Raw genomic sequence first — 13,203 nt, 5'->3', positions numbered from 1 at the left:
GTTACGCTCAACCCGATTGTTAACGCGCACACTGCAGGGAGAGGGCGACCGAGGGAGATGCTCCTCGATGACGCGTCCGCGGAGTTCCACGACTTCTTCGAACGCCACTACGCCGAACTGGCCCGGCTCGCCCATCTCCTGACCGGGGAGACGGACGCGGCCGACGACCTCGCCGCGGATGCCCTGCTCGCCCTGTGGCAACGCTGGGACCGGCTCCGTACGGCGGACCACCCGCTCGCCTACGCCCGCGGCGTGGTGGCCAACATGGCGCGGGAGCGAATACGGAGTGCGGTTCGTGAGCGGCGCCGGGTCGCGCTGTTCTGGTCCCGCCACCCGGAGCGGGTGGACGGGCCGAACGTGGCGGCCGTGCTGGACGTCCGTACGGCGCTGGCCCGGCTGCCCTACCGCAAGCGGGCGTGCGTGGTGCTGCGCCACGCCTTCGACCTGCCGGAGAAGGACACCGCTGTGGCGTTGGGGATATCGGTCGGTACGGTGAAGAGCCAGACCTCGAAGGGGATGGCCGAGCTGGAACGGCTGCTCGGTGCACGAGCGGCCGGAGCACTGGTGGCAGGGAGGAGGACTCGGTGAAACAGGACATCACCCGGCAGCTGCATGAGGCCGCCGGGGCCCACCAGCCCGACCGCGCACGGATGTTGGCCCGGATGGAACGCGGCGCGGCCGACCCCGTCGTCCGTCACCGAGCCCGGACGATCGGGCGGTCTTGGCGCAAGGCCGCGCTGGCCGGCCTCGCCACCGCGGGCATCCTGGCGACCGGCGGCCTGGCCGTTGCCGCCATCGTCGGGACTCCGTCGCCGGCTCCCGTCATCGCTCCCGTCATCACTCCCGTCACGCCGTCCCCGACGGTCACCTCTCCCCCGGCGCCTTCGGCTCGCCCGACGGCCGCGAGTCCGGCCCCGGCCACCACGCCCGGCAGTTCGCACCCGACTCCGTCGGCGAGCAGCCGGGTCCAGAACGGGCCACTGTGGTCGGCGGGCTCGATGGGCGCCAACAGCACTGTCTTCTGGGCCCAGAACAACATCACCCTCAGGACCACCCGGCCGCTCACCTCGCTCACCGTGGAGCTGCGGGTCGCCCAGACCGGCGGGGTGCGGGACACCGGCAACTGGCGGACGCTGCCGAGCGACGACTTCACCGTCACCGCTCAGGAGTCCGGCGGTGCGCTGCTCTACCGCTGGGTCCTCAAGCCAGGCCGTACCGTGCCGGCCGGACAGCACATGTTCGCCGGCCAGTACAACCACGCCACCGGTGTCCGCAGCACCACGGGCGACAGCTACCGGATGGAGACCTCGGACGGCGCTGCCGTCTGGGGAGGCTTCGCCCCGACGCACTGAGGGTCCGCACCCCGGGGTGGGGTGCGGACCACTGGGTAGTGACGGACCGTCAGGACTTGGTGCAGGCAAGGCCGTTGAGGCTGAACTGGGCGGGGAGCTGGGCATTGCCGGTGTGGGTGGCCTGGTAGCCGAACGACGTGGCGGCGCCGGGAGCAAGAGTGCCGTTGTAGCTGAGGTTCCTGGCGGTGACCTGGCCGGCGGCCGGGGTGATGGCGGCGTTCCAGCTGTTGGTCACGGTCTGACCGGAGGGCAGGGTGAAGACCAAGTCCCAGCCGTTGACCGTGGTCGAGCCGGTGTTGGTGACGGTGATGTCCGTGGTCAGGCCGGTGTTCCAGGCGTTGGCCGTGGCCGTCACCTTGCAGGCGGCGCCGCCCGGCGTGGGGCTCGGGGTCGGCGTCGGGGTGGGCGTCGGTGTCGGGCTCGGGCTCGGCGAGGGGCTGGTGGTGCTGCCGCCGAGGGCGTTGACGGAGCCGGTCCAGGCAGGCTTCGGCTGGTAGTTGTTGTCGTACATGGTGCCGGCGCCCTCGCCGGGGAAGGTGCCCGGGATCCAGGAGTCCGCGTCGCCGACGCCCCACTGGGTGATGCCCACACAGCCGGTGACGGCCAGGCAGGTGCTGATCACGGAGGCGTAGTCGCTCGCCTGCTGGGCGAGGTTGGCGCCGGTCGCGGGGAGCTTGATGCGGTCGTCCAGCTCGGTGATCGCGACCTCGACGCCGAGCGCGGTGAACCGCTGGAGATTGGCCTTCAGGGAGGAGGGGACCTGGCCGAGGATGAAGTGGGCCTGGAAGCCGACGCCGTCCAGCGGGACGCCCTGGGCCTTGAGCGACTTCGCCAGGTTGTACATGGCATCGCTCTTCGCGTTCAGGCCCTCGATGTTGTAGTCGTTCAGGTAGAGCTTGGCACCCGGGTCGGCGGCCCGGGCGGTGCGCAGCGCTTCGGCGACGAAGCCGCTGCCCATGGCGTTGTAGAAGGCGTCGGCACGGAAGCTGCCGTCCTCGTTGAAGGGCTCGTTCACCACGTCCCAGGCGTAGAGCTTGCCCTTGTAGTGGGTGGCCTCGGTGGTGATGTGGTTCTGCATCGCGGCCTTCACCTGGCTGGTCGGCAAGTTGCTGACCCAGGAGGGGAGTTGGCTGTGCCAGACCAGGGTGTGGCCGCGCAGTTTCATCGAGTTGGTCTGGGCGAAGGCGACGAGCCGGTCGGCCGGGGCGAAGTTGAAGTTGCCCGGCGAGGGTTCGACGGTGTCCCACTTCATCTCGTTGCCGGGGGTGAGCATGCCGAACTGACTTCCGGCGACGGCGGTGAGGGCGGGGTTGTTCAGGTCGCCCTGGGTGATGGCGGTACCGAAGTAGATGCCCTTCGCCTCGGCGAGCGAGCGCAGGGCCGGTCCCGCCGCGCCGGCCTGGCCGGTCGGCACCAGCGTGACGGCGGCCAGGGCGGCGATCGTGGTGATGGCGGCGGCGCCGAAGGCGCGCCTGGGGCGGGTGAGGTTGAGCGTCCGGACTGACACCGGCGTGGTCCCTTCTCTGTGGGGGTGGCAAAGAGAGATGGACGTGCGGTGGTGCGTGGAACGCCGAGGGTATGGAGATCCCGAACGATCGAAACTTTCGGTATCTCCGCCGATTCCAGCGGTGACCCTAGGGCCGGACCGGCGCTCCGTCAACCGTTAGGGACGGCTTCCTCGGTGGGGCGGTGCTGCAGATCCACCCGCAGGGCACCGGGCCGGGTGCCTCGGGCCAGGTCGATCACCAGACGGGCTGCGACCTCGGCCATCTCGGTCAGCGGTTGGCGGACGGTGGTCAGCGGCGGGCCGACCCAGCGGGCCAGCGGAAGGTCGTCGAAGCCGACCACGCTGAGGTCCTCGGGGATGCGCAACCCCAGCTCACGGGCCGCCTCGTAGAGCCCCAGGGCCTGGAGGTCGTTCCCGGCGAACACGGCGGTCGGCCGGTCGGGCAGGCTCAGCAGTTCCAGCCCGATCCGGTGGCCGGCCTCGTGGTGGAAGTCGCCCTCCCGGACGAGTGCCGGGTCGTACGCGATGCCCGCGATGTCGAGGGCCGCCCGGTAGCCGTCGGCCCGCGCCCGGCTGCACATCATCCGGCCCGGGCCGCCGATCAGCCCGATCCGGCGGTGGCCGAGGTCGACCAGGTGCCGGGTGGCGGCCAGGCCACCGTCCCAGTTGGTGGTACCGACGGCGGGCACCCCTTGGCCGGGGTCACCGGCCGGGTCCATCACCACGAACGGGATACCGCGGCCGGCCAGCTGTTCCTGCTGGGAGCGGTCCAGGCCGGACAGCACCAGCAGGACGCCGGTGGGCCGGCGGGCGAGCACCCCGTCCACCCACGACTGACCAGGCGTCAGCCGCCCGGCGGACTCCGACAGCACGATGCTCAGACCCTCCTCGCGCGCCACGTTCTCGACGCCGCGGATCACCTCCGTCGCCCAGGAGCTCTCCAGCTCGTGGAAGACCAGGTCGAGCAGCGGGCTGGTCCGGGCGCCGCCGCGCCGCCGGTAGCCGTGCCGGCGCAGCAGCTCCTCCACCCGCTCCCTGGTCGCCGGGGCGACATCGGCCCGTCCGTTCAGGACTTTCGAAACAGTCGGGGCCGAGACCCCCGCCTCCTGCGCGATCTCGGCGAGCGTCGCGGCTCTGGTCACGAGGTCCTCCTGCCCTGCCCTGTCGGGCGAACTTCACTGCTGCAGCTGTCCGTACGGCACGGATGCTAGCCGGTCCACCGGTCGGACCGGATCCCGCCGGAACCCTTGACGGGCCGAGGCGGCGGCCCTAAGTTCCCACAACATTCGGCAATCCCGTCGCAACATTCGCATGATTGGCAGAACATGGGATCGAGATTCACCGCGATCGCCGCGGCAACCGTGCTCGTCCTGGGCATGACCGCGGCCTGCGGGTCGGGCGGCTCCTCCTCCGACGCGGGCTCGGGGACGATCCGGGTCATGGTCTACGGAGACGCCACCAACAAGGTCGAGAAGCAGATCGTCGAGACCTTCAACAAGACCTCCAAGGTCAAGGTGGTGCTCGACACCGTCCCCGGCGCGGACTACCAGCAGAAGCTGCAGACCGTCATCAACACCCCGCAGGCCCCGGACGTCTTCTTCAACTGGGGCGGCGGCTCCATCCAGCCGTTCGTCAAGGCCGACCTGCTGCTTCCGCTGGACGACTTCATCGCCCAGGACCCGGGTCTGAAGAGCAACTTCCTGCCGTCGGTCTTCAACTCGGCCGTGGTGGACGGCAAGCCGTACGGCGTGCCGATGCGCGGAACCCAGCCGGTGCTGCTGTTCCACAACAAGAAGGTGCTGGCCGACGCCGGTCTGACGCCACCGAAGACCTGGGACGAGCTGGTCGCCGCCGCCAAGGCGCTGAAGGCCAAGGGCGTCACCCCGATCGCGCTCGGCGGCGCCGACCGGTGGCCCACCCTGATGTGGTTCGAGTACCTCTACGACCGGATCGCCGGGCCCGGCCTGTTCCAACGGGCGGTCGGCGGCGACCAGTCGGCATGGGCCGGCGAGGACAGCCGCCGGGCGCTGTCCACCCTGCGGGAGCTGGTCGACACCGGCGCCTTCGGCAGCAACTTCGACTCCGTCAAGTTCACCGACGGCGGCTCCCCCGCCCTGGTGGCCAAGGGCAAGGCCGCCTTCGAGCTGATGGGCTCCTGGTACTACTCCACCCAGCAGGACGGCAACCCGGAGTTCGCCAAGTCGGGCCTCGGCTACACCGGCTTCCCCACCGTGAACGGCGGCAAGGGCGACCCGGCCGACGTGGTCGGCAACACCAACAACTTCTACTCGGTGGTGAAGAAGACCAAGCACCCGGAGGCCGCCGCCGCCTTCCTGAAGCTGATGTACTCCGAGGAGTTCGTCAAGGCCCAGCTCGCCGTCGGCAACCTGCCGACCACCGTCAACACCGGTGACTTCCTCGACACTTCGGCCAGCCCCGCCTACTCCAAGTACCAGTACGAGCTGGTCAAGGCCGCCCCCTCGTTCCAGCTCTCCTGGGACCAGGCCTACCCGCCGAGCGCAAGCACCCCGCTCCAGACCGCCGTTCAGCAGTTCTTCGACGGCAAGCTGGACGCCGACGGCTTCATCAAGGCCATGCAGGCCTTGCCCGGCTCATGACGTCCGTCCCGAAGTCCGGCGCGGGGGTGATCCGCCCGGGCTTCGTCTGGGCGGCGCCCGCCGCGCTGTTCTTCCTGCTGTTCGCGATCGTGCCGCTGCTGCTGGTCGCCGTGCTCTCCTTCACCCACTGGGACGGCATCTCCGAGCCGCGCTTCAACGGCCTGGACAACTGGACCGCGCTGGTCCACGACCCGGTGATGATCCAGTCGGTCTGGATCACCCTGCTGCTCACCGTCCTCGGTGTGGCCACCCAGACGCCGGTGAGCATCCTGCTCGGCGTCTGGGCCGCCGGGCACCAGCGCAACCGGGCCGTGCTCTCGGCGATCTACTTCGTACCGCTGCTGCTGTCGGCGACCGCCGTGTCCCTGGTCTGGCGGGCCGTCCTGGACCCCAACTTCGGCGTGCCCTCCCAGCTGACCTGGCTGTTCGGCGACGGCAACCTGCTCGGCAGCCAGAGCGGCGCGATCGCCGTCCTGACCTTCGTCGGCGTGTGGCAGTTCACCCCGCTGCACGCCCTGATCTACCAGGGCGGCGCCCGCGCCATCCCCCAGGTGCTCTACCAGGCCGCGGCGATCGACGGAGCAGGCACCGTCCGGCAGTTCTTCCACATCACCCTGCCGCAGCTGCGCAACACCGTCATCACCTCGACGGTGCTGATGGTGGCCGGCGGCCTCACCACCTTCGACACGGTGCTGATCCTCACCCAGGGCGGCCCCGGCACCGACACCACCGTCAGTGCCTTCCACATGTACCAGAAAGCCTTCAAGAGCTTCGACTTCGGCGCCGGATCGGCCATCGCCCTGGTCCTGGTGGTCATCGCCACCCTGATCTCGCTGGCCGTGGTCAGGCTCTCCGGCTACGACCGGATGCGCGGCACGACGGAGGGCCTCTGATGACACGTCAACGCCCCAACTACGTGGCGGGGTTGGGTTCACTGGTCTGGCTGGGACTGGTCGGCCTGCCGCTGTACGTGCTGCTGCTGGCCACCGTCCGCACCCGCGCCGACTACTCCACCGAGGGCCCGCTCAGCCTGCCCGCCGAGTGGACCGTGCAGAACTACCTCACCGACCTCTCCAACGGCTTCGGCCAGGACTTCCTCAACACCCTGGCCGTCACCGCCGCCGTGGTCGCCATCGTGCTGCTGGTCGTCCCGCCACTCGCGTACGCGATCGTGCGGGCCCGCGGCCGGGCGACCGGCTGGGTGTTCCGGCTGTTCCTGCTGGGCCTGGCGATCCCCGCCCAGGCGGTGATCGTCCCGATGTTCTACCTGATCAGCAAGGCCGGGCTGTACGACCACCTGATCGGTGTCATCCTGCCGACCGCCGCCTTCTGTCTCCCGGTCTGCACCCTGGTGCTGACCGGCGCGATGCGCGACATCAGCCCCGAGCTGTACGAGGCGATGGCGATGGACGGCGCCTCCCCGGCCCGGGTCTTCCGGCAGCTGGTGCTGCCACTGTCCAAGGGCGGCCTGTCCTCGATCGTGGTCTTCGCCGCCCTCCAGGCGTGGAACGGCTTCCTGTTCCCGCTGATCCTCACCCAGTCCGACTCCACCAAGGTCGTCACCCTCGGTCTGTACGAGTTCCAGACCGAGCACGGCGTCGACGTGCCCGGCCTGCTCAGCGCCGTGGTGCTGTCCACACTCCCCGTCTTCGTCGTCTACCTGTTCGCCCGCCGCGCCCTGGTCCAGGGCCTGACGGGCGTTGGAGGGAAATGAGCACCATCCACGACCCCGCCCCCGAGGGAGTCCCCGCCTGGCGGGACACCACGCTCACCCCGGAGGCCCGGGCCGACGCCCTGATCGCGGCGATGACCCTGCGGGAGAAGACCGCCCAACTCGTCGGCGTCTGGGTCGGCGCCTCCGACGAGGGCGGCGAAGTCGCCCCGTACCAGCACGAGATGGAGGACCCGCCCGACCTCGACGCCCTGCTCCCGCACGGGCTCGGCCAGTTGACCAGACCGTTCGGCACCGCGCCGGTCGATCCGGCGATCGGTGCGCTCTCGCTGCTGCGCACCCAGCGCCGGATCGCCGCCGCCAACCGCTTCGGCATCCCCGCTCTGGCCCACGAGGAGTGCCTGGCCGGCTTCGCCGCCTGGGGCGCCACCGCCTACCCGGTGCCACTGTCCTGGGGCGCCACCTTCAACCCCTCGCTGGTGCGGCAGATGGCCGCCACGATCGGCCGCGACCTGCGGGCCGTCGGCGTGCACCAGGGCCTCGCGCCGGTCCTCGACGTGGTGCGCGACGCTCGGTGGGGACGGGTCGAGGAGACCATCGGCGAGGACCCGTACCTGGTGGGCACCGTCGCCACCGCCTACGTCCAGGGCCTGGAGTCCGCCGGGATCGTCGCCACCCTCAAGCACTTCGCCGGCTACTCCGCCTCCCGCGCCGGACGCAACCTCGCCCCCGTCTCGATGGGCCCGCGCGAACGCGCGGACGTCATCCTGCCACCGTTCGAGATGGCCGTCCGCGAGGGCCGCCCCCGCTCGGTCATGCACGCCTACACCGACACCGACGGCCTGCCCTCCGCCGCCGACGAGGCCCTGCTCACCGGTCTGCTCCGGGACACCTGGGGCTTCACCGGCACCGTCGTCGCCGACTACTTCGGCATCGCCTTCCTCAAGGCCCTGCACGGCGTCGCCGAGGACTGGTCCGACGCCGCCGCACTGGCCCTCGGCAGCGGTGTGGACGTCGAACTGCCGACCGTGAGGACCTTCGGACAGCCCCTGCTCGACGCCGTCGCCGCCGGGGCCGTCCCGGAGCGGCTGATCGACCGGGCGCTGCACCGGGTGCTGGTCCAGAAGGCCCAACTCGGGCTGCTGGACCCGGAATGGGACCCGACGCCCGACGTCCTGGCCGACACCGACCTGAGCGAACCGGAGGCCCTGCGCGGCCTGGTCGACCTCGACCGGCCCGCGAACCGTGCACTCGCCGCCGAACTCGCCGAGCAGGCCGTGGTGTTGCTGCGCAACGACGGCCTGCTGCCGCTGCGCCGCCCCGCCCGGATCGCGCTGATCGGCCCCAACGCCGACGATCCCACCGCCGTGCTCGGCTGCTACGCCTTCCCCGTGCACGTCGGCAGCCAGCACCCGAAGGTGCCGATCGGCATCGAACTCCCCACCCTGCGTGAGGCGTTGGCCGCCGAGTTCACCGGCAGCGAGATCCGGACGGTCGCCGGGGTGAGCGTGGACAGCGAGGACGCGAGCGGCATCGCCGAGGCCGTCCGGGTCGCACGGCAGGCCGACGTGGTGGTGCTGGCCCTCGGCGACCGGGCCGGGCTGTTCGGCCGGGGCACCAGCGGCGAGGGCTGCGACGCCGAGTCACTCGAACTGCCGGGCAGGCAGCGCGAGTTGCTCGACGCTCTGCTCGACTGCGGCACACCGCTCGTGGTCACGCTCCTGGCCGGGCGGCCGTACGCGCTGGGACGTGCGGTGACCGAAGCCGGGGCCATCGTGCAGTGCTTCTTCCCCGGCGAGGCCGGCACCCAGGCCCTGGCCGGTGTGCTCAGCGGACGGGTCAACCCGTCCGGACGCCTGCCGGTCAGCATCCCCGCGCACCCGGGCGCCCAGCCGTCGACGTACCTCGCCGCCCGGCTCGCCCAGGCGAGCGGAGTCTCCAGCACCGACCCGACGCCCGCCTACGGCTTCGGACACGGGCTCGGCTACAGCGAGTTCAGCTGGTCCGCCCTGACGGTGGAGACCACCGAGACCGGTACCGACGGCGAGTTCCGGCTCGCCTTCGAACTGCGGAACGCCGGTGGCCGGGCGGGCGGCGAGGTCGTGCAGCTCTACCTGCACGACCCGGTGGCGAGCGTGGTGCAGCCGGTGCAGCGGCTGGCCGGCTACCGGCGGATCGAGCTGGCGGCGGGCGCCGGGTGCCGCGTGGAGCTGGTGCTCCCCGCCGACCTGGCCTCCTTCACCGGCCGCGAGGGCCACCGGATCGTCGAACCGGGCGCGCTGGAACTGCGGATCTCCGCCTCCAGCACCGACGCCCGCTTCACCGTACCGCTGCGCCTCACCGGCCCGGCCCGCCCGCTCGACCACACCCGTCGCCTCCATCCGACCATCACCGTCCGGGAGTTGTGAGAACGTCAGCGCCGCCCGGACCGCTGGCCCGAACCGGACGTTCGCCCGAAGGGTGCCCTTGGACTCGATACTGTTAGCGCTAACAGGGCAGGAGTCCCCCAGCACGCCGTTCTGTCAGTGCGTCAGACGGCCGCCGATGCCAACGGGACGGCATGACGGCCGAGTTGCCGACACGAGCGGTGGTCAGCCCCGTTGATTCAGCGCCCACCCACAGAAGAGGACACCTTCATGAGAAAGTCCTGGATTCTGCCCCTGATCGCGCTTGTCGCCGCCACGCTCGGGGTGACGGCGACAGGTGCGACCCCTGCCTCCGCCGCCTCCAACACGCCCTTGCGAGTCATGCCGTTGGGCGACTCCATCACCTGGGGCGTGGGAAGCAGTACGGGCAACGGCTACCGAGCCCCGTTGTGGGACAAGCTCGCGGCCGACGGCCATCCGCTGGACTTCGTCGGCTCGGGGCGGGGCGGTTCGATGTCCGACCCCGACAACGAAGGCCACTCCGGATACCGCATCGACCAGATCGCCGCACTCGCCGACGCTCAGCTGACCCGCTACCGGCCCAACGTCGTGACACTGATGGCCGGTACCAACGACCTCAACGGGAGCTACCAGCCCTCCACCGCCCCCGCGCGGCTGAAGTCGCTGGTCAACCAGATCACCGCCGACGTCCCCGACGCGACCGTCCTCGTGGCCTCCCTGGTCGTGTCCACCAGCGGCTCGGAGGAGCAGTACCGTGCCGCGTACAACCAGGCCATCCCCCAGATCGTGAGCGAAGCGCAGGCTGCGGGCAAGCACGTCGCGTACGTGGACATGAGCAGCCTCACCACGGCCGACCTGGCCGACGCCCTGCATCCCAACGACGCGGGCTACCAGAAGATGGCCGACGCCTTCCGCCGCGGCATCCAGTCCGCGGACAGCGCCGGGTGGCTGAGGAACCCCGCCCCCGCCCCCGCACGCGTGCAGTCCGACCTGGGCGGCAAGTGCCTGGACGTCAGCGGCTTCGGCACCGCCGACGGGACCGCCGTCCAGATCTGGAGCTGCGGCGACAGCATCAACCAGTACTGGTCCGCCTACACCGACGGCACCCTGCGCTCCATGGGCAAGTGCCTCGAAGCCGCTGGCTTCGGCACGGCCAACGGCACCAAGATCCAGATCTGGGCCTGCCACGGCGGCTCCAACCAGATCTGGCAGCCCTACAACGGCGGCTATCGCAACCCCGTCTCCGGCCGCTGCCTCGACATCCCGGGCTTCTCCACGACCGACGGCACGCAGCTCCACCTGTGGGACTGCCATGGCACGTCCAACCAGAAGTGGACCGCCCTGACCGCCGGCTGACCCCTGCTCCCGGGACCTGAGCCCTCGCTGGGCCCCGGTCCCGGGAGAACGGCGCCGCCCGCAGACGGCTTCGCCGGTACGGTCGCGCGCATCGCCCCGACCGCCGGAGGATTCCGCATGTCCGCACGGCATTTCGAGGACTACGCACCCGGCCACGGCAGGGCCGCGCCGCGAGCGGCCCTGGACTCCGACCCGCCCAGCACCGACCTCAACGGGGACTGGGCGTTCCGGCTCTCACCCACCCTGCACCTGGAACCGGACGGAGTACGCAACCGCAGAGTGTCATTCGCATCGAACGCGGTGCGGCGTGCGGGTCAGTCGAGGGAGAGGACGGCCTTGCCGGCTTTGGTCTTGCCGGCTTCGACGTACGCCATCGCCTGAGGTGTCTCGTCAAATGCGAACACGGTGTCGATGACCGGGCGGAGTGCGCCGCTGTCGTACAGGTCGGCGAGGTGGGCCAGTTGTTCACCGCTGGCACGCATGAAGAAGAACGAGTACTGCACGCCGGCCTTCCGGGCGGCCCGGCGAACCTTGCGGCTCAGGAACCACAGCACCGCTTCGAAGGCGCGGGGTGCGCCGAGCTGCCGGGCGAAGGCGGCGTCCGGGGGGCCGGCCACCCCGATTGCCAGGCCGCCGGGGGCCAGCACCCTCAGCGACTTCATCAGGTTGTCTCCGCCGATACCGTCGATGACGAGGTCGTAGCCGGACAGCACCGTGGAGAAGTCCTGCTGGGTGTAGTCGATGACCACGTCGGCCCCGAGGGAGCGCACCAGGTCCTCGACAGAACCGCGTGCAGTGGTGGCGACGTGTGCACCGAGGTGCTTGGCGAGCTGGATGACGGTGGATCCCAGGCCACCGGCACCGCCGTGGACCAGTACCTTCGATCCTGGCCCGATCCCGGCCCTTTCCACCAGGATCTGCCAGGCCGCCAGGGCCACCAGCGGTACGGCGGCGGCCTCGGCCATCGTCAGTGTCGCCGGCTTGCGGGCGACGTCGTCCTCGTCCATCGCGATGTACTCGGCGAAGGTGCCGATGCGCAGATCTCGGGGCCGGGCGTAGACCTCGTCGCCGACGTTGAACCCCCGCACCGCAGACCCGACCGACGTGACGGTTCCAGCGACGTCGTGCCCGAGAACGAACGGGGGCTTGTACTTCAGCAACTGCTTGAACTCCCCGTCGCGGACCAGCTTGTCCAGCGGGTTGATGCTGGCCGCGCTGACCTTCACCAGCACGTCCCGGGGGCCGGTCCGCGGCTGGGGAAGGTCCGCTGCGCGCAGGCCGTCCTTGCCGTAGTGCTCGACGACGAAAGCCTTCATGGCTTGCCGGTCCTTTCTTGTCGGGTTCAGGGACGGCCGAGGAATTGCAGCGCCTTGGCCACGAACTGCTCGTGGTACTGGAAGATGCCGCCGTGTCCGGCGTCGGGGTAGATCACCAGTTCGCTGTCGGGCAGGCGCCGGGCCAGGTCGGCGGAGTTGGGTGTGGGGACCATCCGGTCTGCGTCGCCGTTCGCGACCAGTACGGGCTGCGTGATCGCCGACAGGTCCTGCGGGGCCTGCAGCCCCCATCGGTGGATGGCTTTGAGCTGGGCGAGGTACGCCTTCGGGGAGATCGACTTGTCCCGGTCGGCGGTACGCTCCTTGAGCCGGGCCAGGAACTGCTTGCCGGCCCGTTTGCCGTTGTCGGTGCGGGTGAAGAACAGGTACTGCTTGGGGTCCTGCAAGGTGGCGAGGGCTCGCAGGGTGTCCAGGTGGGTGATGCGGGTGACGTTCTTGATGCCGTCGCCGCCTGCCGGGCCGGTGCCGGTGAGGATCATCCTGCGGACCAGCTGCGGCTCGGCGAGTGCGATCTCCTGGGCGACCATGCCTCCCAGGGAGAACCCGTGCAGGTCGACCCGGTCGAATCCGAGGGCCTTGATGAAGGTGATGGCGTCGTGGGCCATCTCGGAGATGGTGGCCGGCGGGGTGCCCGTGGAGGCGCCGACGCCTCGGTTGTCGAAGGTGATGACGCGGTGCTCGGCGGCGATGCCGTCCACGACGCGGGGATCCCAGTTGTCCAGGACGCCTGCCAGGTGGACCAGGAACACCACCGGGGTGCCGGTGTGCGGGCCGAGGTCGCGGTACGCGAAGCGAATCCCGGAGGCGGAGACGACCCGGTTGGCGGTGTCCTTGTAGGCCGTCGGGGGCTCCTGGCGCGGGGTTGAGCTCTCCATGTCGTTCATGGCGTTGCCCTTTCGGTACGGGTCCCGCGGTGTACCGCGGCGGTGCGTGGACTTCGCGAAGGCTCTGGTCGGAACCCGGCTCGGCGCCGCATG

11 protein-coding genes are annotated in these 13,203 nt (G+C 70.5%); 7 read left to right on the top strand and 4 right to left on the bottom strand.

Translation table 11 applies throughout. From position 1 onward, the window contains the following. Positions 1-57: 57 nt before the first annotated feature. Together ASC99_RS23595 and ASC99_RS23590 are read left to right on the top strand one after the other, a co-directional pair. Complete coding sequence (locus ASC99_RS23595) at positions 58-588, top strand: SigE family RNA polymerase sigma factor (protein WP_057235308.1); 531 nt, start codon at positions 58-60, stop codon at positions 586-588. Next, positions 585-1,352, top strand: a complete 768-nt coding sequence (locus tag ASC99_RS23590) for a hypothetical protein (protein WP_057235306.1) — start codon at positions 585-587, stop codon at positions 1,350-1,352. Before ASC99_RS23595 ends, ASC99_RS23590 begins: the two co-directional genes overlap by 4 nt. Before the next feature lie 49 nt (positions 1,353-1,401). Here the strand turns inward: ASC99_RS23590 and ASC99_RS23585 are convergent, their stop codons facing one another. Together ASC99_RS23585 and ASC99_RS23580 are read right to left on the bottom strand one after the other, a co-directional pair. Then, complete coding sequence (locus ASC99_RS23585; protein WP_063857162.1) at positions 1,402-2,859, bottom strand: endo-1,4-beta-xylanase; 1,458 nt, start codon at positions 2,857-2,859, stop codon at positions 1,402-1,404. A gap of 149 nt (positions 2,860-3,008) precedes the next feature. Continuing rightward, complete coding sequence (locus tag ASC99_RS23580; protein WP_057235304.1) at positions 3,009-4,001, bottom strand: LacI family DNA-binding transcriptional regulator; 993 nt, start codon at positions 3,999-4,001, stop codon at positions 3,009-3,011. A 183-nt stretch (positions 4,002-4,184) separates the two neighbouring features. On the opposite strand from ASC99_RS23580, the gene ASC99_RS23575 reads away from it, so the two are divergent. The 5 genes from ASC99_RS23575 to ASC99_RS23555 all read left to right on the top strand — a co-directional run bounded on the left by ASC99_RS23575 (position 4,185) and on the right by ASC99_RS23555 (position 10,892). Continuing rightward, positions 4,185-5,477, top strand: a complete 1,293-nt coding sequence (locus tag ASC99_RS23575; protein WP_057235302.1) for an ABC transporter substrate-binding protein — start codon at positions 4,185-4,187, stop codon at positions 5,475-5,477. Beyond that, complete coding sequence (locus ASC99_RS23570) at positions 5,474-6,370, top strand: carbohydrate ABC transporter permease (protein ID WP_057235300.1); 897 nt, start codon at positions 5,474-5,476, stop codon at positions 6,368-6,370. Before ASC99_RS23575 ends, ASC99_RS23570 begins: the two co-directional genes overlap by 4 nt. Next, on the top strand, positions 6,370-7,191 hold the full coding sequence (locus tag ASC99_RS23565) for a carbohydrate ABC transporter permease (RefSeq protein WP_057235298.1): 822 nt from the start codon (positions 6,370-6,372) through the stop codon (positions 7,189-7,191). Before ASC99_RS23570 ends, ASC99_RS23565 begins: the two co-directional genes overlap by 1 nt. Next, positions 7,188-9,557 carry a glycoside hydrolase family 3 N-terminal domain-containing protein gene (locus ASC99_RS23560; protein WP_057235296.1) on the top strand — a complete coding sequence of 790 codons (2,370 nt, stop codon included), beginning with the start codon at positions 7,188-7,190 and terminating at the stop codon, positions 9,555-9,557. The genes ASC99_RS23565 and ASC99_RS23560 overlap by 4 nt, the downstream gene beginning before the upstream one ends. 228 nt (positions 9,558-9,785) lie before the next feature. Then, positions 9,786-10,892, top strand: a complete 1,107-nt coding sequence (locus ASC99_RS23555) for a ricin-type beta-trefoil lectin domain protein (RefSeq protein ID WP_057235295.1) — start codon at positions 9,786-9,788, stop codon at positions 10,890-10,892. A gap of 314 nt (positions 10,893-11,206) precedes the next feature. Here ASC99_RS23555 and ASC99_RS23550 read toward each other — a convergent pair whose 3' ends face one another. Together ASC99_RS23550 and ASC99_RS23545 are read right to left on the bottom strand one after the other, a co-directional pair. Next, positions 11,207-12,208: an NADP-dependent oxidoreductase gene (locus ASC99_RS23550; RefSeq protein ID WP_057235293.1), complete on the bottom strand. Its 1,002-nt coding sequence runs from the start codon at positions 12,206-12,208 to the stop codon at positions 11,207-11,209. A gap of 26 nt (positions 12,209-12,234) precedes the next feature. Further along, entirely contained in the window at positions 12,235-13,101 is an 867-nt protein-coding gene (locus ASC99_RS23545) for an alpha/beta fold hydrolase (protein WP_057235400.1), read from the bottom strand. Between the last annotated feature and the right edge of the window lie 102 nt (positions 13,102-13,203).

It is taken from the genome of Kitasatospora sp. Root107, assembly GCF_001424875.1.
Lineage (GTDB): Bacteria > Actinomycetota > Actinomycetes > Streptomycetales > Streptomycetaceae > Kitasatospora.
Note: the sequence above shows the minus strand (reverse complement) of the source record. Positions and strands in the feature narration are given on the sequence as shown.